The sequence below is a fragment of the Oceanidesulfovibrio marinus genome (genome assembly GCF_013085545.1).
GTDB classification, from domain to species: Bacteria; Desulfobacterota; Desulfovibrionia; order Desulfovibrionales; family Desulfovibrionaceae; genus Oceanidesulfovibrio; species Oceanidesulfovibrio marinus.
Map to the genome: position 1 here is coordinate 3,332,773 of NZ_CP039543.1, position 23,743 is coordinate 3,356,515.

Consider the following 23,743-nt stretch of genomic DNA (forward strand, 5'->3'; position numbering starts at 1 on the left):
CCCGTCGTGCATTTTCGCAACAGAGATAAGGGCCGAAGGCCGAGGGGAAGAGAATGCCATCCGATATAATTACCATGGGTGGCTTTGCCACGACAACCGGAAACCAAAAGGAACAATGCCTTCAGCCGTGCCCCAGGTCCTCTACAGGCCTCCTTTGGGCGACGCGAACGCAGTTGCGGCCGCTGTCCTTGGCTTCGTACAGGGCCGCATCCACGGAGGCGAAGAGCTCGGTGGTGGTCTCGGGATACAGGGTATCCATTCCGGCCACGCCTATGGAGACCGTGACTGAGAGCTGAACGTTCCCGGCCAGTGTCAGGGTGGTCTGCTGGATGGTTTCGCGGATGCGCTCGGCAAGCTCGGCTCCGCCTTCCGTGTCCGTTTCCGGCAGGATGACGGCGAACTCCTCGCCGCCCACCCGGGCGACCATATCGCCGGTGCGCACCTCGCCCGTTACCTTCTGGGCGATGGTGCTGAGCACCCTGTCGCCAACCTGGTGGCCGTACGTATCGTTCACGCGCTTGAAGCGATCCACATCCAGAAGCAGCAGTGTCAGGTTGTGGCCATGGCGTTCCGCCAGGGAGAACTGCGACTTGAGCGTGTCATGGAACAGCCGCGTGTTGTACAGGCCGGTAAGATGGTCGTGCATGGAGAGCTCGGCGAAACGCTCCTCGCTTCTGCCGAGAACGTACGAGTACACGCCAAAGACGATGACAGAGCCGAGGAACATGTAGAGGACCACACCAAACGTGTACGTCCCGGAAGCCTGACTGCCGGCGCCCATGAGATAAACGATGAGCAGCCAGCCGGTGGGCGCACCAAGGGCGAGGGTCGCGCTCTGGAGAAAGCGCTTCAGCGGGCGGCCCATGTTCGGGCGGCAATTCTGGCAAGCCGCCTCCTGCTTTGGAAAAACGGCGTCAGGAGGCTCGGGCGATGCGATAGGCGACGTATGCAGCTTCGATCTTCGAGGCATGGACACCCCATTCAACCGGAGGCATTAGCGGTGGATTACCAGGTGCGACTGCCGCGCCAGCCGGGCGCATTCAGAGAAGAACGGTCCGGACTACGGTACTTCGCTACAGGGCTACTCGTGGCGCACAGGCACGGTCACCACAGGAATGCGCGACTGCTTCACCACCTTCTCGGCTACGGAGCCGAAGACGATCCGGTCCACGCCGCGACGGCCGTGGCTGCCGATGATGATGGCCTCGGCACCGGTCTCCTCGGCGTACTCAAGAATCTTCTGCGGCGCATACCCCGTGCGCACAACGCCATGGGCCTTGGTGTTTGCGAACTCGGTATCCAGGCATTTGCGCATGTTTTTTTCGGCCCCGCCGATGATGTTGTCCACAAAGGAGTCGATGTCCCGCGAAGGAACCTCAAAGAGATTGTAGCGCTGCAGGTCGGGGGCGACGTACAGCACCTCAATCGAAGCGCCCAGCGCATTGGCGAACAGCACGGCGTAGCTGCTGACCGGAGCCGTGGCTTCGGAAAAATCGACGGCGCAGAGTATCTTCTTGATGGTCTTCATGGGAGCTCCTTGTCGGAATTGGGCTGACCGGGATCCGGGCACGGCTCATCGGCGGTGCAACCGCTAAAGGGCGACGGAGTATCCGTTTGGGGGAAAATTGGCTTGGGAATGCGCGGCGCCGTGGGCGAGACGGCCGGGGGGAGCTCGTGCGACATGCCCGGCATGCCCGGGTGCAGGGGCATTGGCCTGTCCGGTTGTGCCGGAGCCGGCGTGGCGGGCGCTTCCTGGGCTTCCGGAACCAGCGGTCCGGGACGGCCCGTGATCATCATGAAGGGTATGGTGTCGCCGCCGCTGTAGGAGTAGAGCGCCAGTCGGTTGCGGAAGAGCTTCCAGCGCAGCTCGGTGCCGGGCTCCGGCAGGGTGTCCGCATCCACGCCGGCGAAAAAGGCGCGCAGATCCCGGGGCATGCCCTTGCCCTCGGCAAGGCTCCTGACCAGGGCGGCTATCTTGCGCTTGTCAGCGTCGGATTCTGCCACTGGGAACAGCGCCACGTACTCGGGGTACGCCTCCAGCGACTCCTTGGTGGAAAGCATGCACGCCGGACATGAGGGAGAAAAGAACAGGCGCATGGGCGCGTCGGCCTGGCCGTAGATGGGCCACGGGCTGGTGACGGAGCGCATGGAGCCGATGACGTTGGGCGAGAAGACAAGCAACCAGGCGATGACGACGGTACGGCCGAGAAGCCCCATGGGCACGGCGAGCACGAGAAAGAGCAGAAGCAGCAGGAACCCGGCGATGAGGCAGGCCAGGCACGGCGAAGTAATCGCGAGCAGGGCCAGGAGCCCTACATCTATGAGCAGGCCCATCCCGGCAGCGAAACGCGCCAGGCTCATGCGGTGGAAGATGGCCAGAAGGGCGATCAGTGCGAAGCCGGCTGTCCCCAGCCACCATACCGAGTACCCGAAAAATGTCTGGCCCTTGTACAGCGCGCATCCGGCTGTGACGCACACCGAGTCGGTAACTCCTTTAGCGCCAGCGACAGTGTATGCCGCGCCTGCAAGGGCGATGATCACCGCAAGCATTCTGCGCAGCGGAGAGGAATGGCTGTTGGAGCGGCTGCTTAAAAGAGTGCTCATGTTGTCATGGAGGGGTCGTGTGCATGATGTTGAACATTGTAAGAATGAACGACGACTGAGGAATACACCATAATATAAAAGATTTCATCCCCGAACAGCCAGGTAGCCCACGTAGGCGGCGTACATGAGCAGAAACAGGGCGGCCTCGCCGCGATCCACTGTGTGCCGGCGGCCGGTGTATGTGAACAGGAAGAAGAGCAGGGTTCCGGCGGCGAGCACGCCGAGGTCCGCGTTGAGCCGCGTATTGAACGGCACCGGCGAGATGGTGGAGGAAACTCCCAGTATCCAGAAAATATTGAAGATGTTTGAGCCCACCACATTGCCCACGGCCAGGTCCGCGTTGCCCTGCCGCGCCGCGGCCAGAGAGGTGACGAGCTCGGGCAGGGAGGTGCCGATGGCCACGATGGTCAGCCCCACCAGCGCTTCGCTGGCGCCCATGGCCAGGGCCACGCCGCTGGCGCCGGACACGGTGAGTCTGCCGCCGGCGATGAGGGCGATGAGGCCGCCCACGGTCATCAGCGAGGCCACGGGCAGTGAGAGCGTGGTGACTTCCTCCTCGGCCTGCATGCCCGAGGATCGCGCCACAGAGACCACGTAGTATAGATAGACGGCGAAGAAGCCGATGAGCGCCACGCCTTCGCCGCGGCCCAGCACGTCGGGTCCCGTGCCGGACCCCATGCTGGAGAGGGAGGCGTCGTTCACCAGCGCGGCGAGCACAATGATCGACAGGAGCATGAACGGTATCTCCCGCCAGCGGATGGAGGTCGTGAGCGTCAGTGGTCGCAGAACACCCACCGCCCCGAGGATGAGCAGCAGGTTGGCGATGTTGGAGCCGATGACGTTGCCCATGGCGATGTCCGGCGAGCTGCGCATGGCCGCCAGCAAGGAGACGGCCAGCTCCGGGGCCGAGGTGCCCATAGCCACGATGGTCAGCCCCACGGTGAGCTGCGGGATGCGCAGCCGCAGGGCCAGAGCGCCTGCGCCGGTGGCGAGAAAGTGGCCGCCGACCAGGAGCAGCGGCAGACCAATGAGCAGCTGGAGCACCGGAGGCATGGATCAGTACTCGCCAAGGAGCCTGATGTTGGCGTTTTCCTCGATGCCGGCGAGAATCTGTTCGGTAATCTCGTGTTCGCTGTCGCGCCGTTGCCGCGCCGGGCACAGATAGCGCACCGTGACGTTGATGGTGCCGTTGCCAACGGAGACGTAGACCCCGGGCCGGCGGACGCGGAACGTCACCTGGGCGCGCTGCATTTTGCGCTGGAGCTTGTCCAGGTCCAGGTGGGAGCGCTCCAGCCAGTCGTCGGCCGCATGGCGCATGATGGTCTTGAGCTCCCGCCAGTCGCTGTCCGGCGTCACCCGTATGGGTATCTCGTGCCAGACGGCGTCGAATCCCTTGGTCGCGTTGATCACCGGGTGGGTGAACACGACCATGTTGGGCACGCGGATGAGCCGGCCCGTGGACTGGCCCTGAATGTCCTGGGAGATCTCCAGGACGGTGAAGAAGAGGATGCCCTTGCCGGTCACGTCGCCCCAGATATTGTCGCCCACGCACACGCGGTCGCCGATGCCGAAGTGGTCGCGTGTGACCAGCGCGAAAAAGCCGAGAAAGCTCATCACGACTTCTTTCGAGGAGATGGTGAGGCCCGCGGCGATGAGGCCCAGCACGGTGAAAAGCGGCTTGAAACCGTCCAGCCAGATGAAGACCATGGCCAGGATGATGGCCACGGACGAGGTGATGGAGAGGCCGTTTTCGATGACGAAACGGAACTTGATGTCTTCTTCCGTGGGCCGGACCATGGCCAACAGCAGTCGCTTCACCACCAGCACGACGACAACGGCGATGAGACTGAGGATAATGTTCTCGGCCCAGCTCGGCATGCCGGAGAACCACTGGTGGATTTCGTTTATATCCATCTACGCTTCCTGAAGAATAAGAGCATGGCAATAGCCACGATAAGCATGATGCAGAGCACTATGTAGTAACCGTAGTGGGCGTGGAGCTCAGGCATGTTCTGGAAGTTCATTCCGTAGACGCCGGCAATGAAGGTGAGGGGGATGAAGATGGTCGCGATGACCGTGAGCACCCGCATCACGGCGTTGAGCTTGAGCCCGGCCAGGGAGATGGCCGTGTCCGTAAGGTTCTCCAGCAGGGTGGAGAGCAGCATGGTGGCGTCGCGTACATGCACGGCGTGGTCGCGGATGTCACGCAGGAAAGGCCGCACCTCCTCGGAGAAATGCTGCTGCTCGTCGCGCACCAGGCGCGCGGTGGTCTCGTACATGGGCAGCACGACGGACTGGAAGAGCAGGAGCTGCTTGCGCAGGCTGTAGATGTCCTTGAGCAGGGGGGCGTCGCCGTCCTCGCCTTGGCGGATCAGGGTCTCCTCCATCTGGCGGCTGGAGGCGGCAATGGCGTCCACCACGAGGAAGCAGTTGTCCACCAGGGTGTCGTACAGGCAGGAGAAGAGGTAGTCCGCGCCCATCTGGCGCATCCGGCTCTTTGGGGTCTGGAGCCGGGGATAGATGGCGTCCCAGGGGTTTTTCGGGTTTTCCTCCAGGGTCAGGCAGATGCCGTCGGCCAGGGCGATGACCACGTGCTCCGAGAGAATTCTGTCATTCTCTTCGTCGTATGAGAGCGCCTTGGAGGTGGCGAAGAGGATGGTTTCGCCCTCGTCCAGAGAGGGCCGGTGCGCCGTGTTCAGGGCGTCCTCGATGAGCAGGGGATGCAGGCCGATGGCCTCGCCCGCCTGACGCGCCAGGGCCGGATCGTGAATGCCCACCAGCCGTATCCAGAGCACCGTGCCGGTGGCTCGGCATGAATCAAGCACATCGTGCAGCTCGGAAGGTTCGATGCGCCGGCGCTCCATGGCCTCGCCGGAGTAGGTCACGCACTCCATGTACGGGATGAAGTCCTTTACCGGACCCACGTAGGCCGCCTGTCCAGGCGGGTCGCCGGCCTTGGCGGAGTGGCTTCGCAGCAGGTCGAACATGCGATTGTGGTGCACCAGCGGCAGCGTTGCGTCAAGACTCGCCGTATCGCTTGAGCTTCTTGTGCAGTGTCGCCCGGGTGATACCAAGGCGTCTGGCGGCCTCGCTCTTGTTGCCGTCGGTCTCGCGCAGGGTGCGCAGAATGGTGGAGCGCTCCACGTCGTCCAGGGTGGCGGCGCTATCTGCTTCGGGCGCGCACTCCGATGTCTCGCCGGCGTGGGCCACCTCAGGCGGGAGCTGCGGCGCGTCCACATACTCGGCCGTGGCCAGCACCACGGCGCGCTCCACGGCGTTTTCCAGCTCGCGCACGTTGCCGGGCCAGCCGTAGCGGGACATCCGGTCCATGGCCTCGGGGGTAAAGCCCTTCACCGTCTTCTTGTTCCGCGCGGCGTAGCGCTCCAGAAAATGGCTGGCCAGCAGCGGAATGTCCCCCCTGCGATCCCGCAGCGGCGGTACGTGCACCGCCACCACGTTGAGGCGGTAGAAGAGGTCCTCGCGGAATCGGCCCTCGCGCACGTCGGCAGAGAGGTCGCGGTTGGTGGCCGCCAGCATGCGCACGTCCACGGCTACGGGCTTGTCGCTGCCCAGCCTGGAGACCTCCCCTTCCTGGATGACGCGCAGCAGCTTGGCTTGCACGGGCAGGGCCATCTCGCCCACCTCGTCCAGAAAAAGGGTGCCGCCGTCGGCGGCGATGAACCGTCCGGCGCGGGCCTTCTCTGCTCCGGTGAAGGCGCCCTTCTCGTGGCCGAAGAGCTCGCTCTCCAGCAGGGAGTCCGGCAGGGCGGCGCAGTTCACGGCGATGAAGGGTTCGGGCGCGCGTGGGCTTTCGGCGTGAATGGCGCGGGCAATGAGCTCTTTGCCGGTGCCGGACTCGCCGGTAATGAGCACCGTGGCCTCGGACGGCGCCACCTGTGAGGCCAGGGCAACGCAATCGCGCATGGCCTCGCTCTTGCCTACGATGGAGGCGAAGCCGTCGCCCGTGCTCAGGGCCTTCTTCAGGTCCAGGTTCTCGGCGCGCAGCCGGGTGTGCTCCAGGGCCTGGTCCAGGGTGTGACGCAGAAGCTCGAAGTCCAGCGGCTTGAGCAGGTAGTCGAAGGCCCCGGTTTTGAGCGCTTGCACCGCCGTATCAACAGAGCCGTAGGCGGTCATGATGATCACCGGGATGGCCGAGTTCAGCTCCATGATCTTCTTGAGCGCGGTGAGGCCGTCCATGCCGGCCATGCGCACGTCCATGAGCACGGCGTCAAAGGGACCGGCCGCTATATTCTCCACGGCTTCGGCCCCGTCGCCGGCTGAGGTGATGGCGTATCCCCAGCCTGCAAGCAGGGTTTCAAGCATGGACCGGTGGCCGGGATCGTCGTCGACAATGAGTATGCTGGTCATGAATCGCTCCGCGTGAATGGCAGGACAAGGGTGAAGCGGCTGCCGGCGCCGGGCGCGGAGTCGATCTCCACGTACCCGCCGTGCGCCTGGGCGACCTTGCGCACCACGGCCAGGCCGAGGCCCTGCCCGCTCGCCTTTGTCGTATAGTATGGATCGAAGATCTGCTCAAAGAGATCAGGGTCGATGCCCGGGCCGGTGTCCTCGACATCGATCCGTAGCGCACCGTTTTCCACGCAGGCGCGCACGATCAGCTCGCCGCCGTGATCCATGGCCTGGATGGCGTTGAGGCAGAGGTTGAGCAGCGCCTGGTTCACGCGGTCCGGGTCGATGTCCACGTCGTACAGCTCGCCGCACGGCTCGAACCGCGCGGTTACGCCGGCGTCCGCAGCCTGCTGGCGGACCAGACGCAGGGTGTGCTCGATGACCATGGCCGGGTCGGTGGGCTGCCGCGCCGCCTCGGTGGGCCGGGCGTACTCGATGAGTTCGGTGACCACGCGGTTCAAACGGTCAGTTTCGGCCACCAGGGTCCGCGCGGCCTGGGCGTCTGCGCTGTCTTTGGGAAAACGGCTGCCCAGGTGCACGGCAAAGCCCTTAATGGAGCTTAGCGGGTTGCGGATTTCATGCGCCACGCCGGCCGCGAGCTGGCCCACGGCGGCCAGCTTCTCCTGGCGCCGGACCTGTTCCTCCAGCTGCTTGAGCTCGCTCACGTCGCGCAGGATGAGCACGCTGCCGGCAGCCTCGCCGTTGGCTGTGCTCACGGTGGATGCGGAGACGAGCAGGGTGCGCTCCTGCGGCGCGGCGGGCGTGCCTGCCGGCACGGCGATCTCCTGCTCCACCACGCGCTTGCCGGCGTGGGCCGCGGCAAAGACGTCATACAGCTCGCCTGTGAGGAAGTCCTCGGGTTTGCGGCCGATGTGCTCCTCCGTATCGAGCTGGAGGATGGCCCCGGCGGATTCGTTCATGGAGACCACGGTGCCGGAGGCGTCGCAGGCAATGAGCCCGGCGGGCAGGTTGGCCACGAGCTCGTCGGCAAAGGCCCGGGCCTCGGAAAGCTTGCGGCCGGATGCGCGCGCCCGTGCGGCCCAGGAGAGCGCGGCGATGGCCGCGCCGCCGGCCGCGAGAATGAGCAGCGCAAAGAAGATGGTGGCGCGGGCGTCGGCGTGCACGGCCTCGTAGAACGGCGCGGGGTCCAGGCCCACGAAGATTACCAGGGAGTGGCCGAACTGCTGCGCGGCGCGGTCCGGCGGGCAGGCGCCAGGGCAGAGGAACTGGTTCATGCCGTGTCTGTTGCGTGCCTCGCGGGGGTCCAGAAAGTCGCGATAGACCAGGAACACGTCGCCCGGGGCGTCCTCCAGCTGGCCGGGGTGATCGGGGTTCGGAGGCCCGTCCGGCGGCTTGGGCACGAGCCGCGATTTGGCGTGGGGGCCGGGCATGAAGCCGCTCATGACCGGCGGTGGGAAGAGCGGCTGCTCGATCCGCGCCGGGTTGCTGTGCGCCAGGATGCGGCCCGTGCGGTCCGTCACCGCGATAAACAGGATGTTGTCCTGGCGGCCAGCTTCCTGCAGCAGTGCTTCGAGCCGCACGCCACGGCCCAGCCTGCCGCGCATGCCGGTGCGCGCGCCGGCCTCCAGGGCCTTGATGAGCCCGGCGCCCTGCTGGGCGAGCAGCCGGCCCGTGGATTCCCGGTTGCGTTGGATGTCGCGAAGCGCCCAGACGGTGACCACAGCCACGAGAACGGCCACGGCACCGGCTACGAGCCAGCTCGATGAGGATTTGGATGAGGTCTGCATATGGTAAACCTGCTCAATCTTTATACAGGAACAACACGTATATGTATAGATTATGAACACTCAAGGGAGTCGCACCTGAATTATTGAGGACTGCTTTCTGTATTAACTATTTAAAATAACAAGATAAAAATGTTTATTGAAGAACTTGGCACCGACATTGCTCAGAAGAGATGCAAGTGACGCACCGAATATGTGTTTTCATACACTTTAAGGAGGATACCCATGAGACGCACACTTTTCATCCCTCTGGCGATTATGGCGATTCTGGTTGTGGCCGCCATTGCCCAGGCCCAGCCCGACCAGACGCCGCCGGCGGCGCAGCAGTACGGATGCCCCTATGCCAAGGGAACGGCCGCGGGGCCGCTTTCCCCCGAGAAACAGGAAGCCGTGCAGAAGGCGTTCGATGAGTTTCAGGATAAGATGGAGCCCCTGCGCGACGACATGTGGGCGTACCACACCGAGCTCGACGCCCTGAGCCAGGCCGGAGCCGACCAGAAGACCATCACCGACCTGGTCGAGAAAATGCGCGAGGTGCGCAAGCAGATGTATGCCCAGCGTACGGACCTGCGCGCCAAGCTCGATGCGATCGGCGTGCCCGGCGGTTTTGGTCGCGGTTGCGGCGGTCCCGGATTTGGTCCTGGCATGATGGGGCAGCGCGGTGGCTGCGGCGGCTACGGTCCCGGCATGATGGGCTCGCGCGGCGGTCCTGGCATGCGTGGTCCCCACCACGGTCGCGGCGGTGGTTACGGCATGATGGGGCCCCGTGGCGGTTGCGGTGGCTACGGCCCTGGCGGCTGCGGAGCATATTAGCAGATAAAGTTCGGAATGCGGGCTGCGCCCGCTCCTTCCGGATAGGGAGTGTCCCTCAGGAACAGAAAAGCCCGGTCCTTGTGTGAGGCGCCGGGCTTTTCCTTTGGCGACCGAGGCAGCGAAATTTGCGGCCGGCCATGGCGCGGCCCTGGCAATGGATGTATACTCCCTGGCAAAAGGAGGAACGCCATGGCCTGGATCAAACGCATCATCCTCTGTCTTGTGGCCGGAGCGCTGGGCGGTCTTGCCAACTCCATCGCGGTGTGGCTGTTCGGCGCTGTGGGCATCAGCCAGGCCCTGGGCTTCATGATGGCCCCGGCGCTGACCATAGGATGGCTGCTGCCGCGGCTATTCTACGGCGCGTTGTGGGGGCTGCTGTTCCTGCTGCCGTTCTGGGAGCGCCGTTGGGTGCTCAAAGGTCTGCTCATTTCGCTGGCGCCCACGGCCTACATGCTGCTCGTGGTCTTCCCCAAGCTGGGCAAGGGGATGTGGGGCTTCGGCGCTGGCGCCACGGCCCCGCTTTTCGTGCTTTTCTTCAACGCCATCTGGGGAGTCGTCGCCGCGTACTTTCTGCTGCGCACGGACGGCAAAGCCTGAGCTACAAGGAGCAGCATCCGATGTGTGTCTAGATTTATGGACAGTTAGACGGGATGAATCTGTCTCTTGCTGTCCAGAATACTGGATAGGTCAGGCGGCTTGCGAGCGCAGGCTGCGGATACGTTCCAGAAGCGGCGGATGGGAGTGGTGCAGCACCACGGCGATGCGCGGGGGCGACGGGTTGGCAAGGTTGTCCGTGGTGAGTTTTTTCAGTGCCCCGGCCAGGCTCGCGCCGGCGTCGATGTTCAGAGCCTTGCCCAGGGTGCGCGCGGCATAGGCGTCGGCCTGGCGTTCGTGCTTGCGCGACAGGGCGTTATCCACCACGCCAAGCACGTAGGAGAGGGGCGCGATGACCAGACCGAAGCAGACCAGCCCGGCCGCTACCGGCATGCCCGTCACGCCGAAGGAGGCGTACAGGTCCGGATCGGCAAGGGCCAGCCCCAGGAGGAAGAAGAGCGCGGCGTTGCGTATCAGGGAAAGCGCCACCGTGCGCGGGATATGCCCCAGCGTGTAATGGCCCACCTCGTGCGCCAGCACGGCAACGATCTCGTTGGTCTGCAGGGATTCCATAAGGGTGTCGAAAAGCGCGATACGCTTCTTGGACCCCAGCCCGGTGACAAAGGCGTTGGAACGCGATGAGCGGCGCGAGCCGTCCATGACAAAGACGCCGGTCACATCGACGTTCTGGGCCGAGCAGTACTTCTCGATATCGCTACGCAGCTCGCCCTCCTCCAAGGGCTCGAACTTGTTGAACAGCGGCAGCAGCAGGGAGGGGCCGAGCCAGAGCATAAGCAGGGAGAAGGCCGAGGCCACGGCCCAGCCGGCGAGCCAGGCCCAGCTTCCGGCCAGGTGGAAGGCGGCGATGACCAGCGCAATCAGCGGACCGCCCAGCAGCGCCGTAAGAATCGCGCCCTTGATCCGGTCGAGCAGAAACGTCTTCCATGTGGTACGATTGAAGCCGTAGCGTTCTTCAAGAACAAAGGTGTCGTACAGCGTGAACGGCAGGCCGAGGGCGGCGGAGAGCACGGCGAGGATGACCAGGAAGATGAGACCGCGCACGATATCGCCGGACATGCTGGCGGCGTTGAAGCCATCGAAACCCAGGGAGGTGGCTATGGACGCGGCCCAGAAGTCCGCGAGGCCGATGCCGCCCAGGGCAATGAAAAGAAAAATCGCTCCGGAGGTGATGACGCCCTGGACATTGCCGAAATGCAGGCGCGCGCGGGTGTAGTGGATGAAGCGGCTGAACTCGCCCGGCGCGTAGCTGTCGTCCAGCTCCTTGGGCGGAACGGCCGGCAGGCTGTGCATTGTTGCCCGGCGCACCATGGATTCCAGGAAAAAGCCGCCTGCAATGGCGGCCAGAGCAACAGCGAGGTAGACGTGTTCCATCGTATACTCTTTATCACGTCACGGCAGCGGACGCCATGATTTCCGATGGGGAAACGGGGAACGCGCGCGGGCAATCCGTGGAGTTTGTTCTTGGAGGCGATCTTGATGCGCTGCTGCATCACCGCTACCGGGAGCAGTGCGTGGACGGCGTGCTCCGCTACCCGCTGGGCCGGCGCACCTCGGTGAAGGATGCGCTGGAGGCGGTGGGCCCGCCGCATACAGAGGTGGAGTCGCTTATCGTGGACGGGCGGCCAGTGGATTTCGGCCATCGGCTCCAGGAGGGGCAGCGCGTGGAAGTGCTGGCCCCGGAGCCGCCGGTGGACTTCCATACGCCGACGCAGCTCAAGCCATGGGCGCCGGGCCGGCCGGCATTCCTGGCGGACGTGAACGTGGGCGGGCTGGCCACGCAGCTCCGTGTGCTTGGGTTCGATACTCTGTACGACAACACCCTGGACGACGAAGACGCCGCTGCGATGGCCGAGGCGGAGCGGCGCATCGTGCTCACGCGGGACCGCGCGCTGCTCAAGCGCAGCAACGTGGTCTGGGGCAGGTTGCTGCGAGCGCAGGAGCCGGAAGAGCAGCTTGCCGAGGTGCTGACCCTCTACGGGCTGCGGCCGCCCTTCGCCACCTTCACGCGCTGCGTGCGCTGCAACGATCTCCTGGTGGACGTGGCCAAGGCGGATGTGCTGCACCTTTTGGAGCCGAAGACCAAGAAGTACTATGACGCGTTCAAGATGTGCCCCTCATGCGGCCGGGTGTACTGGGCCGGATCGCATCACGAGCGACTGCAGGAGCGTGTGGAATGGCTCTCCAGGCGGCTTGAGGAAGGGGAAAAAAAGAATTTTGCAAATTCGTGAAAATGACATTATGGTAACCCCAGCTACCGGATGTCCTTTTTTACACGCCAACCCTTACTTCGAGATCATATGTCATGCGTCAGAATATAATAGCTTTGGAGCTCCAGGTCCTTTACGAGATCAGCCGTGTGATAGGCGAGACCCTCGATCTCGATGAGACTATCGGGGTGATCCTGCGCATCCTTGGCGAAGAGCTCTCCATGAAACGCGCCACTGTGACGCTGCAGGACGACCAGTCCGAAAAGTTGCTCATCCGCACATCGCACGGCCTCAACGACGAGGAGATCCGCCGCGGAGTGTACAACCTCGATGAAGGCGTCACGGGCCGCATCTTCCGTACGGCCAAGCCGTTCGTGGTGCCGGACATCGCCAAGGAGCCCCTGTTCCTGGACAAGACCAAATCGCGCCGGTTCGAGAAGGACAAGGTCTCGTTCATCGGCGTGCCCATCATGCTGCACGGCCACCCCATCGGCGTGCTCAACGTGGACCGGCTCTTCGGTCTCGACGTCTCCTTTGAGGAGGATATCCGCTTCCTCACCATCGTGGCCACGCTCATCTCGCAGATGGTGAACATCCAGCGCCAGGTTCGCGCTCGCGAGGAGAATCTGCGGCTGGAGAACGTCAGCCTCAAGGCTAAGCTTTCCCAGAACTACCAGCGGTTCTTCATCGTGGGCAAAAGCCGGCCCATGGCGCGGGTGCTCCAGCTCATCGAGAAGGTGGCCCCCACCAAGGCCACGGTGCTGCTGCTGGGCGAATCGGGCACGGGCAAGTCGCTCATCGCGCGGATCATCCACGAGCTTTCGGACCGCTCCAACCATACCTTCACCATGGTCAACTGCGCCTCCCTGCCGGAGACGCTTCTGGAAAGCGAGCTCTTCGGCCACGAGAAGGGCGCCTTCACCGGGGCCACGGACTCCAAGGCCGGGCGGTTCGAGGAGGCGAACAAGGGCACGGTGTTCCTGGACGAGATCGGCGAGATCCCCATGAACATCCAGGTCAAGCTGCTGCGCTTCCTGCAGGACCGCGAGTTCGAGCGGCTCGGCTCCACCAAGACGCGGCGGGTGGATGTACGCATCGTGGCCGCCACGAACAAGGACCTGGAGGCCGAGGTCGCGGCCGGCCGCTTCCGCGAGGATCTGTACTACCGGCTGAACGTGTTTCCGATTCTGGTGCCGCCGTTGCGTGAGCGCAAGGAGGACATCCCGGCGCTACTCAACCATTTTCTGGACAAGCTCTCCAAGGAGTACGACCGCCGCCTGCGGCTGACGTCCAAGGCGTTGGACGCCATGGTGCGTTACGACTGGCCGGGCAACGTGCGCGAGATGGAGAACCTGATGGAGCGGTTGTCCATCATGACCGACGGCGACACCATCGAGCTGAGCGACATTCCCTCGTTCTTCTTCCACAAGACAGACGTGCCCATGCAGCGGCCGCCGGAGCTGGCCTCGCTGGAGGACATCGAGAAGCACGAGATCATCGCCGCGCTGGAGCGCAACGGCTGGGTGCAGTCGCGGGCCGCGCGGGAGCTGAACATCACGCTGCGGCAGATCGGCTACCGGATCAAGAAGTTCGGTCTGGAAGGCGTGGTGGCCGAGCGGCGGGGACGGTAGGGCGAACGATTCGCCCGGGGTCTGGGGGGCGGCGCTAAATAGCGCAGAAAATGTAGGAGAAACGCGGAGATAATAGATCTTCCGGGCTCATTGTTAAATTTGTAAACCTTACACTATTGTAGCATTTTCCCTTCGCTTTTGTAAGCCAAAGCCACCAAATGTAAGCCCTGAGAGGACAGCCTCTCGGGGCTTTTTCTTTTTGAAATCAGTATGTTTTGATTTGTTTGTCATATTTGGCACACACCTTGCCCTATGTCAGTCACCCTCAGGTTGTTTTTGGAGAACAACGCGACACCAAACCCATGGGAGGAAGCTCATGAGAAAGATCGCTATCTACGGCAAGGGCGGAATCGGAAAGTCCACTACCACGCAGAACACCGTCGCCGGTCTCGCAGAGATGGGCAAGAAGGTCATGGTCGTCGGCTGCGACCCCAAGGCCGACTCCACCCGCCTGCTGTTGCACGGCCTCAACCAGCAGACCGTTCTCGACACCCTGCGTGAAGAGGGCGAGGACGTCGAAATCGAAGATATCGTCAAGGAAGGCTACGGCGGCACCATGTGCACCGAGTCCGGCGGCCCCGAGCCCGGCGTTGGTTGCGCCGGCCGCGGCATCATCACCTCCATCAACCTTCTGGAGCAGCTCGGCGCCTACAAGGAAGAGAAAGAGCTCGACTACGTGTTCTACGACGTCCTCGGCGACGTTGTCTGCGGCGGCTTCGCCATGCCTATTCGTGAAGGCAAGGCCCAGGAGATCTACATCGTCGTCTCCGGCGAGATGATGGCCATGTATGCGGCCAACAACATCTGCAAAGGCATCGTGAAGTACGCGGACGCCGGCGGCGTGCGCCTCGGCGGTCTCATCTGCAACAGCCGTAACGTCGACAACGAGCAGGAGATGATCGAGGAGCTGGCCAAGCGTCTGGGCACCCAGATGATCCACTTCGTACCCCGCGAAAACCAGGTGCAGCGCGCCGAGATCAACCGCAAAACCGTCATCGACTTCTCGCCTGAGCATCCCCAGGCCGACGAGTACCGCACTCTGGCCAAGAAGATCGACGGCAACGAGATGTTCATCGTGCCTACGCCGCTGGCTATCGAGGAGCTCGAGCAGCTGCTCATCGACTTCGGCATCGCCAACTAGAAACCGCGGACCCTACCGCAGACCCAGGATTTAAGGAGAGACCACATGTTCAGCATGGTTAGGGCCGTGGTTCGGCCGGAAAAGGACAACGACGTATTGGCAGCCCTTATGGATGCGGGATTTCCCGCAGTGACCAAGTTTTCGGTTGCCGGCCGCGGCAAGCAGCGCGGCATCAAGATCGGCGAGATCACCTATGACGAGATTCCCAAGACGCTGCTCATGTGCGTCATCTCGGAATCCGACAAGGACTTCGTGGTGAAGACCATCATGGAAGCCGCGCGCACCGGCGAAAAGGGCGCGTTCGGCGACGGCAAGATCTTCATCACCCCGGTCGAGGAAGTCTACACAATCTCGTCCGGCATCAAGGAGACCGCTCCCGGAGAGGTCGAGGAGGTTTCCTAGCAATGAAGGAGATCATGGCAGTCATCCGCATGAACATGGTGAACCAGACCAAGAAGGCCCTCTCGGACAACGGCGTGGATGCATTCTTCGCCCGCGAGGCCACGGGCCGGGGCAAGGGACTGGTCAGCCGCGACATCCTCGAAGGCGCGGAAAAGGGTCACGAGGAAGCGGTCGCCCTGCTGGGCGACAAGGGCCGGCTCTACCCCAAGCGGGTGCTCACCGTCGTCGTTCCGGACGAGCAGGTGGACACCGTGGTCAAGACCATCATGAAGGTGAACATCACGGGCAAACCAGGCGACGGCAAGATTTTTGTCATGCCTGTGCTGGACTCCGTACGCGTCCGCACCGGTGAGTCCGGCGATGCCTCCATCGCCTAGCGAGCACTGAAGACGAAGGAAAGAAAGGTCACACCATGGCTACGAAAGACAAGCTGGTGAACTTCACCAACAGGGATTTGAACGACCTGAAGGAGGAACTGCTCAAGAAGTATCCTCCGAAGGTCGCCAGAAAGCGGGCCAAGCAGTTTATGGTCAACGAGGCCACAGACGGCAACCCGCCAGAGATACAGGCCAACGTCCGGACCATCCCGGGCATCATCACCATGCGCGGCTGCACCTACGCCGGCTGCAAGGGCGTTATTCTGGGCCCCACCCGCGACATCGTGAACATCACCCACGGGCCTATCGGCTGCGGTTTCTACTCCTGGCTTACCCGCCGCAACCAAACCAAGCCCGAGTCCAACGACGATTGGAACTTCATGCCGTACGCCTTCTCCACGGACATGAGCGAGCATGACATCGTGTTCGGCGGCGAGAAGAAGCTCAAGCAGGCCATCCGCGAGGCGTATGAGATCTTCAAGCCCAAGGCTATCGCGATCTTCGCCACCTGCCCCGTGGGCCTGATCGGCGACGACATCCACGCTGCGGCTCGCGAGGTCAAGCAGGATCTGAATGACAAGGGCGTCGACATCAACATCTTCGGCTTTTCCTGCGAAGGGTACAAGGGTGTCTCCCAGTCCGCCGGCCACCACATCGCCAACAACCAGATCTTCAGCCACGTTGTGGGTCTGGACGATGACGCCAAGCCGGCCAAGTACAGCATCAACATGCTGGGCGAGTACAACATCGGCGGCGACGCATTCGTTATCGAAGAGCTGCTCAACCGCTGCGGCATCGAGATCAACTCCACGTTCTCGGGCAACTCCACCTACGACCAGTTCGCCCGGGCGCATACCGCCGACCTCAACTGCATCATGTGCCACCGGTCCATCAACTACGTGGCCGAGATGATGGAGACCAAGTTCGGCATTCCGTGGATCAAGGTGAACTTCCTGGGCGTGGACTCCACGGCCAAGAGCATGCGCAAGATCGCCCAGTACTTCGGCGACAAGGAGCTCATCGAGAAGGTCGAGGAAGTCATTGCCGAGGAAATGCCCGCGGTCGAGATGGCCCTGGCCGACATCAAGCCCCGCACCGAAGGCAAGACGGCCATGCTGTTCGTGGGCGGCTCCCGCGCGCACCACTACCAGGATCTGTTCAAGGAAATGGGCATGCGCACCCTGGCCGCTGGTTACGAGTTCGCACACCGTGACGACTACGAAGGCCGCCGCGTGCTTGGCGACATCAAGGTCGACGCCGACTCCCGGAACATCGAGGAGCTCGAGGTGGAAGCCTGTCCCACGCGCTTCAAGCCGCGCAAGACCGAGGAAGAGAAGGCCCAGCTTGAGGCCGAGGGCTTCGAGTTCAAGGGATACGACGGCATCATGTCCGACATGTCCACGGACTCCCTCGTCATCGACGACCTCAACCAGTACGAGGCCGACGAGCTGGTCAAGCGGTTCCGCCCGGACGTCTTCTGCGCCGGCATCAAGGAAAAGTTCGGCATCCAGAAGATGGGCATTCCCATGAAGCAGCTGCACTCCTACGACTCCGGCGGCCCTTATGCCGGATTCAAGGGCGCGGTGAACTTCTACAAGGAAATCGACCGACTGGTGAACAGCCGTGTCTGGAGCTTCATGAAGGCTCCCTGGGAAAAGAACCCCGAGCTCTCCGCCACGTTCGTGTGGGAGAACAACTAAGCCAAGAAGGACGAAGCATATGGATAAGCTTCTACGCCATACACCAACCGAGGTTGCAGAGCGCAAGGCGCTCTCCATCAACCCGGCCAAGACGTGCCAGCCCATCGGCGCCATGTACGCGGCGCTCGGCATCCACGGCTGCCTGCCGCACTCGCACGGTTCCCAGGGTTGCTGCGCCTACCACCGGTCCATGCTCACCAGGCACTACAAGGAGCCTGTTTCGGCGGCCACCAGCTCGTTTACCGAGGGTTCCTCGGTCTTCGGCGGCCAGTCCAACCTGCTCCAGGCCATCAACAATATATTCACGGTCTATGAGCCCGATGTCATCGCCGTGCACACCACGTGCCTCTCCGAGACCATCGGCGACGATGTGCCCCAGATCGTGGACAAGGCCAAGAAGGACGGCAAGGTTCCGGACAACAAGTACGTAGTCTCCGCCTCCACGCCGTCGTACGTCGGCTCCCACGTCACGGGCTTCGCCAACATGGTCCGCGGCATGATCAAGGACTTCGCCGAGCCTACGGGCAAGAAGAACGGCAAGGTCAACATCATCCCCGGCTTCGTGGAGCCCTCCGACATGGAAGAGGTCAAGCGCCTGGCCGAGCTGATGAAGGTGAAGACCATTGTCATGCCCGACACCTCCGGCGTGCTCAACGGCCCGCTGACCGGCGAGTTCCACATGTTCCCCGAAGGCGGCGTGACCGTGGATGAGCTGAAGGACAGCGCCAACAGCCGCGGCACCCTGGCTCTGGGCGAATGGGCCTCTGCCGAAGGCGCCCGGTACCTGGACACCGAGTACAAGGTTCCCTGCACCGTGCTGCCGCTGCCCATCGGCCTGAACAACACGGACCGGTTCGTGGACACCCTGCGGCGCCTTGGCGGCGTGAGCGTGCCCGAGACCATCCTGCACGAACGCGGCCAGCTCGTGGACCTCATCTCCGACTACCACCAGTACTTCTACGGCAAGAAGGTGGCTCTGGTCGGTGATCCAGACCAGCTCATCGCGCTCACCGAGTTCCTGGTCTCCATCGACATGCAGCCCGTGCACATTGTCACCGGTACGCAGGGCAAGACGTTCTACAAGCGCATCGAAGAGATTACCAAGGATGCGCCGTTCGAGCCGAACGTCAAGGAGCACGGCGACATGTTCCTGCTCCACCAGTGGATCAAGAACGAGCCTGTCGATCTGATCATTGGCAACACCTACTGCAAGTACATGGCCCGGGACGAGGATATTCCGCATATCCGCCACGGGTTCCCCATCATAGACCGTGTGGGACACCAGTACTTCCCCACCGTAGGTTATCGCGGAGCCATCAGGCTCCTGGAAAAGATAGTTGACGCGCTCCTCTCCCGCTTGGATCGCGACAACCCTGTGGAGAGCTTCGAGCTGGTTTACTAGCACCGGACTCCCACACTCCCTTGGGCTCGGGCGCGTGGACCGGCGCAGTCGCCTCGTCGGTCCCGCGCCCCCTTTTTCCCAAGGAAACAACTCTGGAGACAACGTGACGCACATGCCGCCCCATACCACCCGGATCAAGCTCCCGGTCTCGGCGCTCTGCAATGTTCAGTGCCGCTTCTGCGACAGGAACATGGACTGCGCCTACACCGCACCCAATGGTGTGGCGTCCGAGACGCTGTCCGTCCAGGAGTCGGCCCGGTATCTGGCCGCGCTGCTGGAAAAGGCCGAGCCTCCGGTGGAAGTCTGTCTGTCCGGTTCCGGCGAGCCCCTGGCCCGGCCGGAGGAGACCATGGCCACGGCGCGCATGGTGCGGAAGGCGTATCCGGATGTGCGCATCAGCGTGGCGACCAACGGCCTGGCCCTGCCCGGCTACGCCCACGATCTGGCCGAGGCCGGCGTGGACTGCGTGCGGCTCTCCGTGGCCGATGTAGACCCCTCCAGGCTCGGCGGGCTCGTGGCCTTCATCCGCACGGGCAAGCGCTCCATGCGCGGCGACGACGCCATGCAGGTGCTCCTGTCCCAGCAGAAGAAGGGTGTGGCCGAAGCTAGGCACAACGGTCTGTACACGACGGTCGTGGTGCCGGTGGTTCCGGAGATCAACAAGGACCACATGGCCGAAATCGCGGCGACATTGAAGGACTGGGGCGTGGACGCCTTGGAGCTCGTACCGTTCGAACCGCGGGAGAAGTCCGGTCTGGGCAAGGCGCGCCCTGCAACAAAAGAAGACATGGAAGAAGCGCTTATGGCGGCCCGTTCGGTCATGCCGAGCGCCATCATCGGCAGCCTCGGCGGCGACGTAGTCTCTCTGCTGGGCGAGGAAAACGCGGCCACTCTGCTGCGGGGCATCAAGCTGGCGTCCCAGGCGGAAGCGGTCACCGACCGGCCCATGCCCGATCTGGACCGGCCCTACGTGGCCGTGGCCACCTCGGACGGCGAGGCCGTGGACGTGCACCTCGGCCATGCCGAAACGCTTCTTATCTACAGCAACGACAACGGTCTCGTGACACTGCACGAGGCGCGGAAGACCCCGCCCAGGGGCGGCGGCGACAATCGCTGGAGCGCCCTGGCCGAGATTCTGTCCGACGTCAAAGTCCTGATCGCGGCCGGCGCCGGAGACAATCCGCGCACGATTCTCGCCGACAAGGGCATCGACGTGCGCGTGTATGAAGACGCCCCGCTTCAGGGGGCCGTGCTCTACGCCTTCGGCATCAAGCCCAAAGGCCGGGGCAAGGGAAAACAATAACCACCATTCGCATCGAGATAGCGAAGGAGGAATACGACAATGGCAAAGCCCACGTATCATATCCTGATGTGTCAATCGTTCCGCGCCAAGGGCGAGCCCAAGGGCGTCTGCCACAAGAAGACCGACGGTCTTGCCCAGTATCTCGAAGAAGAGATCCTGGACCGCGGCCTGGACGCCCTGCTCACCACCACCGGCTGCCTCAAGCAGTGCGAGTCCGGTCCTGTGCTGGTCATCCAGCCCAACAACACCTGGTACGGCAACGTGGAAAGCGAAGAGGCCGTGGACGCGATTCTGGACGCGTTGGAAGAGGGTGAGGTCGCCGAAGATTACGCACTCGATTAGTCGAGATTCGGCACAGTCTGGGGGCAACGGGCGCCGGCGCTGCGGGAGGCGCCGGCCGCATCGGAAAAGCGAAGCGATTGCATAAAACAGACCCAGTAAAGGGTCCAGGGAACTGAGTTTCCTGGCGGGGTCCCAAGGGGCAGCGCCCCTTGGCTCAAAAGGTCAAAAAAGTTTCATCACGTAGCCCAAGGATGACGTCATGACACAGCCAATTTTCGAAGACCGGAAAGATCAGATATATGTGAAGGGCGGGGCCGAGCCGTTTGAGATGGCCTGCAACCGCGACAGCCTGGCCGGAGCCGTAAGCCAGCGCGCCTGCGTGTTCTGCGGCTCCCGGGTCGTGCTCTACCCCATTGCCGACGCCCTGCACCTGGTGCACGGCCCCATCGGCTGCGCGGCCTACACCTGGGACATCCGCGGCGCCGTCTCTTCCGGGCCGGAGCTGCACCGCCTCTCCTTCTCCACGGACCTGCGCGAAAACGACGTGGTCTTCGGCGGCGAGCAGAAGCTCTACCGCGCCCTGTGCGAGCTCATCGATCGCCACAATCCCAGCGGTGCGTTCGTCTACTCCACCTGCATCGTGGGCATCATCGGCGACGACATGGAAGCGGTGTGCAAGCGCGTGTCCGAAGAAAAGGGCATCCCGGTCATTCCGGTGCAGTCCGAAGGCTTCAAGGGCAACAAGCGCGAGGGCTACGACGCCGCGTGCAAGGCCTTGATGCGCCTGGCCGGCACCGCGCCCACCGACGATATTTCGCCTCTGTCCATCAACCTGCTCGGCGACTTCAACCTGGCCGGCGAGATCTGGGTCATCCGCGACTACTTCAAGCGCATGGGCGTCGAGGTCGTGGCCAACGTCACGGGCGACGGCCGCGTGGCCGACATCCGCCGTTCCCACGGCGCGGCCCTCAACGTGGTCCAGTGCTCCGGCGCGACCCTGCCCTTCGCCCAGTTGATGGAAGAGGAGTACGGCATCCCCTACATCCGCGTCTCCTACTTCGGCATCGAGGACATGTCCCAGGCGCTCTACGACGTGGCCAAGTTCTTTGCGGAAAAGGACCCCGAGGTCATGAACCGCGCCAAGGAGGTCGTGTCCGAGGAGATCAAGGCGATCATGCCGCGGATCAAGGAGCTGCGTAAGGATCTGGAAGGCAAGAAAGCCGCCGTCTACGTGGGCGGCGCGTTCAAGGCCTTCTCCCTGGTCAAGACGTTCCGGCACCTCGGCATGCAGACCGCCGTTGTAGGCTCCCAGACCGGCACCAAGGAAGACTACGCCGAGCTGGAGGCCATCACCGATCCCGGCACCATCATCGTGGATGACGCCAACCCCCTGGAGCTCCAGGCCTTCATCAAGGAGAAGGACGTGGACATCTTCGTGGGCGGCGTCAAGGAGCGGCCCATCGCGCACAAGCTGGGCGTGGGCTTCTGCGACCACAACCACGAGCGCAAGGAATGCCTGGAAGGTTTCATCGGCATGGTCAACTTCGCCGAGGAGGTCTACCGCACGGCGATGAGTCCGGTATGGCGTTTTGTGCCCCGTCGCGCGGCCCAGAACAAGGTCGCCCTTGAGTCCAAGAATATAGACTCCGCATGCAGCCTGGATGCGCCTGAAGGGTGCATGAGGGAGGGAGCGTTATGACCGTCGAGACCATCACCCGCATCAAGCCGGAAAAGGTGGACTACGTCTCCACCACCAACGCCTGCAAGGCCTGCGCACCGCTCGGCGCGTCCGTGGTCTTCCGCGGCATCGAAGGCGGCGTGCCCTTCCTGCACGGCTCCCAGGGCTGCGCCACCTACATGCGGCGCTACCTCATCAGCCACTACCGCGAGCCCATCGACATCGCGTCGTCCGCTCTCGGCGAGAAGCACGCCATCTACGGCGGCGGCCCCAATCTCAAGCTCGGCCTCATCAACGTGATGAAGAAGTACGGGGCCCAGGTCATCGGCGTGGCCACCACCTGCCTGACCGAGACCATCGGCGACGACGTGCCCATGATCCTGCACGAGTTCAAGAAGGAGTTCGCCGACCTTGACCTGCCGACCCTCGTGTGGGTCTCCACGCCCTCGTACAAGGGCTCGCACGTGGAAGGCTTCCACTCGGCGGTCCGCGCGGTCTGCGAGCAGATTCCCGACCCGGCAATGGACAAGCACGACGGCGTGAACCTGCTGCCCGGCTTTGTCTCGCCCGAAGACCTGCGCCACCTGCGCGACGTGTTCGACGACTTCGGCCTGGCCGTGACCATGGTGCCCGACTACTCCGACACCCTGGATGGCCCGGCCCTGGAAGACTACGAGAAGATTCCCTCCGGCGGCACGCCTGTGGAGGACATCCGCGCCATGTCCGGCGCGCGCGCAACCTTCGAGCTCGGCGCTGTCCTGGCCGGCGCGGAGAAGACCGGCGGCACGGCCTTGCAGGAGAGCCACGGCGTGGACCTGCACCGCCTGCCTATGCCCATCGGCCTGCGCAACACGGACGCCTTCTTCGCCGCCCTGGAAGAGGTCAGCGGCCAGGAGACCCCGGCCCGCCACGCCAAGGAGCGCGGCCGGCTGGTGGACGCCATGGTGGACGGCCACAAGTACATCTCGGGCAAACGCGCCGTTGTCTACGGCGACGAAGACCTCGTGGCCGGCCTGGTGGCCATGCTCGCCGAGATCGGTATCCAGCCCGTGCTGGTGGCCTCCGGCGGCAACTCCGGTCGCCTGCCCGCGGCCATCGAGGAAGCCGGCAGCGACATCCTGCGCCAGCCGCCCAAGGTCATGCCCGGCGTGGACTTCTACGAGATCAAGAACGAGGCCGAAAAGCTCGCCCCGGACCTCGTCATCGGCAACTCCAAGGGCTACCGCATGGCGCGCGAGTGGAACGTGCCCCTCGTGCGGGTGGGCTTCCCCATCCACGACCGCTTTGGCGCGCAGCGCACCATGCATGTCGGCTACAAGGGCACTCAGACTCTCTTCGACCGGATCGTGAACGCGGTTCTGGAGAAGAAGCAGGCCGATTCGCCTCTTGGTTGGGGATACTTATAACAGGCTGTTGCAACACAACAATCTGTT

Annotated in this window: 22 protein-coding genes; 13 read left to right on the top strand and 9 right to left on the bottom strand. The window is 63.4% G+C overall.

Annotation, left to right across the window (positions count from 1 at the left end):
* Positions 1 to 121 precede the first annotated feature (121 nt).
* The 8 genes from E8L03_RS14790 to E8L03_RS14825 all read right to left on the bottom strand — a co-directional run bounded on the left by E8L03_RS14790 (position 122) and on the right by E8L03_RS14825 (position 8,762).
* Positions 122 to 865 carry a GGDEF domain-containing protein gene (locus tag E8L03_RS14790; protein WP_167512333.1) on the bottom strand — a complete coding sequence of 248 codons (744 nt, stop codon included), beginning with the start codon at positions 863 to 865 and terminating at the stop codon, positions 122 to 124.
* 216 nt (positions 866 to 1,081) lie between these two features.
* A complete protein-coding gene (locus E8L03_RS14795; protein WP_144234109.1) occupies positions 1,082 to 1,528 on the bottom strand; it encodes a universal stress protein in 447 nt (148 codons plus the stop codon).
* On the bottom strand, positions 1,525 to 2,604 hold the full coding sequence (locus E8L03_RS14800; RefSeq protein WP_171267744.1) for a hypothetical protein: 1,080 nt from the start codon (positions 2,602 to 2,604) through the stop codon (positions 1,525 to 1,527). The genes E8L03_RS14795 and E8L03_RS14800 overlap by 4 nt, the downstream gene beginning before the upstream one ends.
* A gap of 84 nt (positions 2,605 to 2,688) precedes the next feature.
* Positions 2,689 to 3,657 (bottom strand): calcium/sodium antiporter, encoded by a 969-nt coding sequence (locus tag E8L03_RS14805; RefSeq protein WP_171267745.1) that lies wholly within the window; start codon positions 3,655 to 3,657, stop codon positions 2,689 to 2,691.
* Positions 3,658 to 3,660: 3 nt separating this feature from the next.
* On the bottom strand, positions 3,661 to 4,518 hold the full coding sequence (locus E8L03_RS14810) for a mechanosensitive ion channel family protein (protein ID WP_144234106.1): 858 nt from the start codon (positions 4,516 to 4,518) through the stop codon (positions 3,661 to 3,663).
* Entirely contained in the window at positions 4,509 to 5,591 is a 1,083-nt protein-coding gene (gene corA, locus E8L03_RS14815) for a magnesium/cobalt transporter CorA (protein WP_171267746.1), read from the bottom strand. The genes E8L03_RS14810 and corA overlap by 10 nt, the downstream gene beginning before the upstream one ends.
* Positions 5,592 to 5,622: 31 nt before the next feature.
* Positions 5,623 to 6,972, bottom strand: a complete 1,350-nt coding sequence (locus E8L03_RS14820) for a sigma-54-dependent transcriptional regulator (RefSeq protein WP_171267747.1) — start codon at positions 6,970 to 6,972, stop codon at positions 5,623 to 5,625.
* Positions 6,969 to 8,762, bottom strand: coding sequence for an ATP-binding protein (locus tag E8L03_RS14825; protein ID WP_171267748.1), 1,794 nt, complete (start codon positions 8,760 to 8,762; stop codon positions 6,969 to 6,971). Before E8L03_RS14825 ends, E8L03_RS14820 begins: the two co-directional genes overlap by 4 nt.
* 222 nt (positions 8,763 to 8,984) lie before the next feature.
* On the opposite strand from E8L03_RS14825, the gene E8L03_RS14830 reads away from it, so the two are divergent.
* Complete coding sequence (locus E8L03_RS14830; protein ID WP_171267749.1) at positions 8,985 to 9,572, top strand: Spy/CpxP family protein refolding chaperone; 588 nt, start codon at positions 8,985 to 8,987, stop codon at positions 9,570 to 9,572.
* A 189-nt stretch (positions 9,573 to 9,761) separates the two neighbouring features.
* On the top strand, positions 9,762 to 10,169 hold the full coding sequence (locus tag E8L03_RS14835) for a hypothetical protein (RefSeq protein WP_171267750.1): 408 nt from the start codon (positions 9,762 to 9,764) through the stop codon (positions 10,167 to 10,169).
* A 90-nt stretch (positions 10,170 to 10,259) separates the two neighbouring features.
* Here the strand turns inward: E8L03_RS14835 and E8L03_RS14840 are convergent, their stop codons facing one another.
* The gene (locus tag E8L03_RS14840; protein ID WP_171267751.1) at positions 10,260 to 11,558 is read right to left on the bottom strand and encodes a M48 family metallopeptidase; all 1,299 of its coding nucleotides are present in this window, start codon (positions 11,556 to 11,558) and stop codon (positions 10,260 to 10,262) included.
* Positions 11,559 to 11,635: 77 nt separating this feature from the next.
* Here E8L03_RS14840 and E8L03_RS14845 point away from each other — a divergent pair, with 77 nt between their 5' ends.
* The 11 genes from E8L03_RS14845 to E8L03_RS14895 all read left to right on the top strand — a co-directional run bounded on the left by E8L03_RS14845 (position 11,636) and on the right by E8L03_RS14895 (position 23,716).
* On the top strand, positions 11,636 to 12,415 hold the full coding sequence (locus E8L03_RS14845; RefSeq protein WP_171267752.1) for a Mut7-C RNAse domain-containing protein: 780 nt from the start codon (positions 11,636 to 11,638) through the stop codon (positions 12,413 to 12,415).
* A 74-nt stretch (positions 12,416 to 12,489) separates the two neighbouring features.
* Positions 12,490 to 14,025: a sigma 54-interacting transcriptional regulator gene (locus E8L03_RS14850; protein WP_144234098.1), complete on the top strand. Its 1,536-nt coding sequence runs from the start codon at positions 12,490 to 12,492 to the stop codon at positions 14,023 to 14,025.
* A gap of 316 nt (positions 14,026 to 14,341) precedes the next feature.
* Entirely contained in the window at positions 14,342 to 15,166 is an 825-nt protein-coding gene (gene nifH / locus E8L03_RS14855) for a nitrogenase iron protein (protein ID WP_144234097.1), read from the top strand.
* Positions 15,167 to 15,211: 45 nt separating this feature from the next.
* Positions 15,212 to 15,568, top strand: a complete 357-nt coding sequence (locus tag E8L03_RS14860) for a P-II family nitrogen regulator (RefSeq protein ID WP_144234096.1) — start codon at positions 15,212 to 15,214, stop codon at positions 15,566 to 15,568.
* A gap of 2 nt (positions 15,569 to 15,570) precedes the next feature.
* Complete coding sequence (locus tag E8L03_RS14865; RefSeq protein ID WP_144234095.1) at positions 15,571 to 15,945, top strand: P-II family nitrogen regulator; 375 nt, start codon at positions 15,571 to 15,573, stop codon at positions 15,943 to 15,945.
* A 35-nt stretch (positions 15,946 to 15,980) separates the two neighbouring features.
* A complete protein-coding gene (nifD, locus tag E8L03_RS14870; protein WP_171267753.1) occupies positions 15,981 to 17,645 on the top strand; it encodes a nitrogenase molybdenum-iron protein alpha chain in 1,665 nt (554 codons plus the stop codon).
* A 19-nt stretch (positions 17,646 to 17,664) separates the two neighbouring features.
* Positions 17,665 to 19,047 carry a nitrogenase molybdenum-iron protein subunit beta gene (gene nifK, locus E8L03_RS14875; RefSeq protein WP_144234093.1) on the top strand — a complete coding sequence of 461 codons (1,383 nt, stop codon included), beginning with the start codon at positions 17,665 to 17,667 and terminating at the stop codon, positions 19,045 to 19,047.
* A gap of 112 nt (positions 19,048 to 19,159) precedes the next feature.
* Positions 19,160 to 20,350, top strand: a complete 1,191-nt coding sequence (locus tag E8L03_RS14880) for a radical SAM protein (RefSeq protein WP_171267754.1) — start codon at positions 19,160 to 19,162, stop codon at positions 20,348 to 20,350.
* 39 nt (positions 20,351 to 20,389) lie between these two features.
* Entirely contained in the window at positions 20,390 to 20,692 is a 303-nt protein-coding gene (locus E8L03_RS14885) for a (2Fe-2S) ferredoxin domain-containing protein (RefSeq protein ID WP_144234091.1), read from the top strand.
* A gap of 199 nt (positions 20,693 to 20,891) precedes the next feature.
* Complete coding sequence (gene nifE, locus E8L03_RS14890) at positions 20,892 to 22,331, top strand: nitrogenase iron-molybdenum cofactor biosynthesis protein NifE (protein WP_171267755.1); 1,440 nt, start codon at positions 20,892 to 20,894, stop codon at positions 22,329 to 22,331.
* On the top strand, positions 22,328 to 23,716 hold the full coding sequence (locus E8L03_RS14895) for a nitrogenase component 1 (RefSeq protein WP_171267756.1): 1,389 nt from the start codon (positions 22,328 to 22,330) through the stop codon (positions 23,714 to 23,716). Before nifE ends, E8L03_RS14895 begins: the two co-directional genes overlap by 4 nt.
* Positions 23,717 to 23,743: the final 27 nt, after the last annotated feature.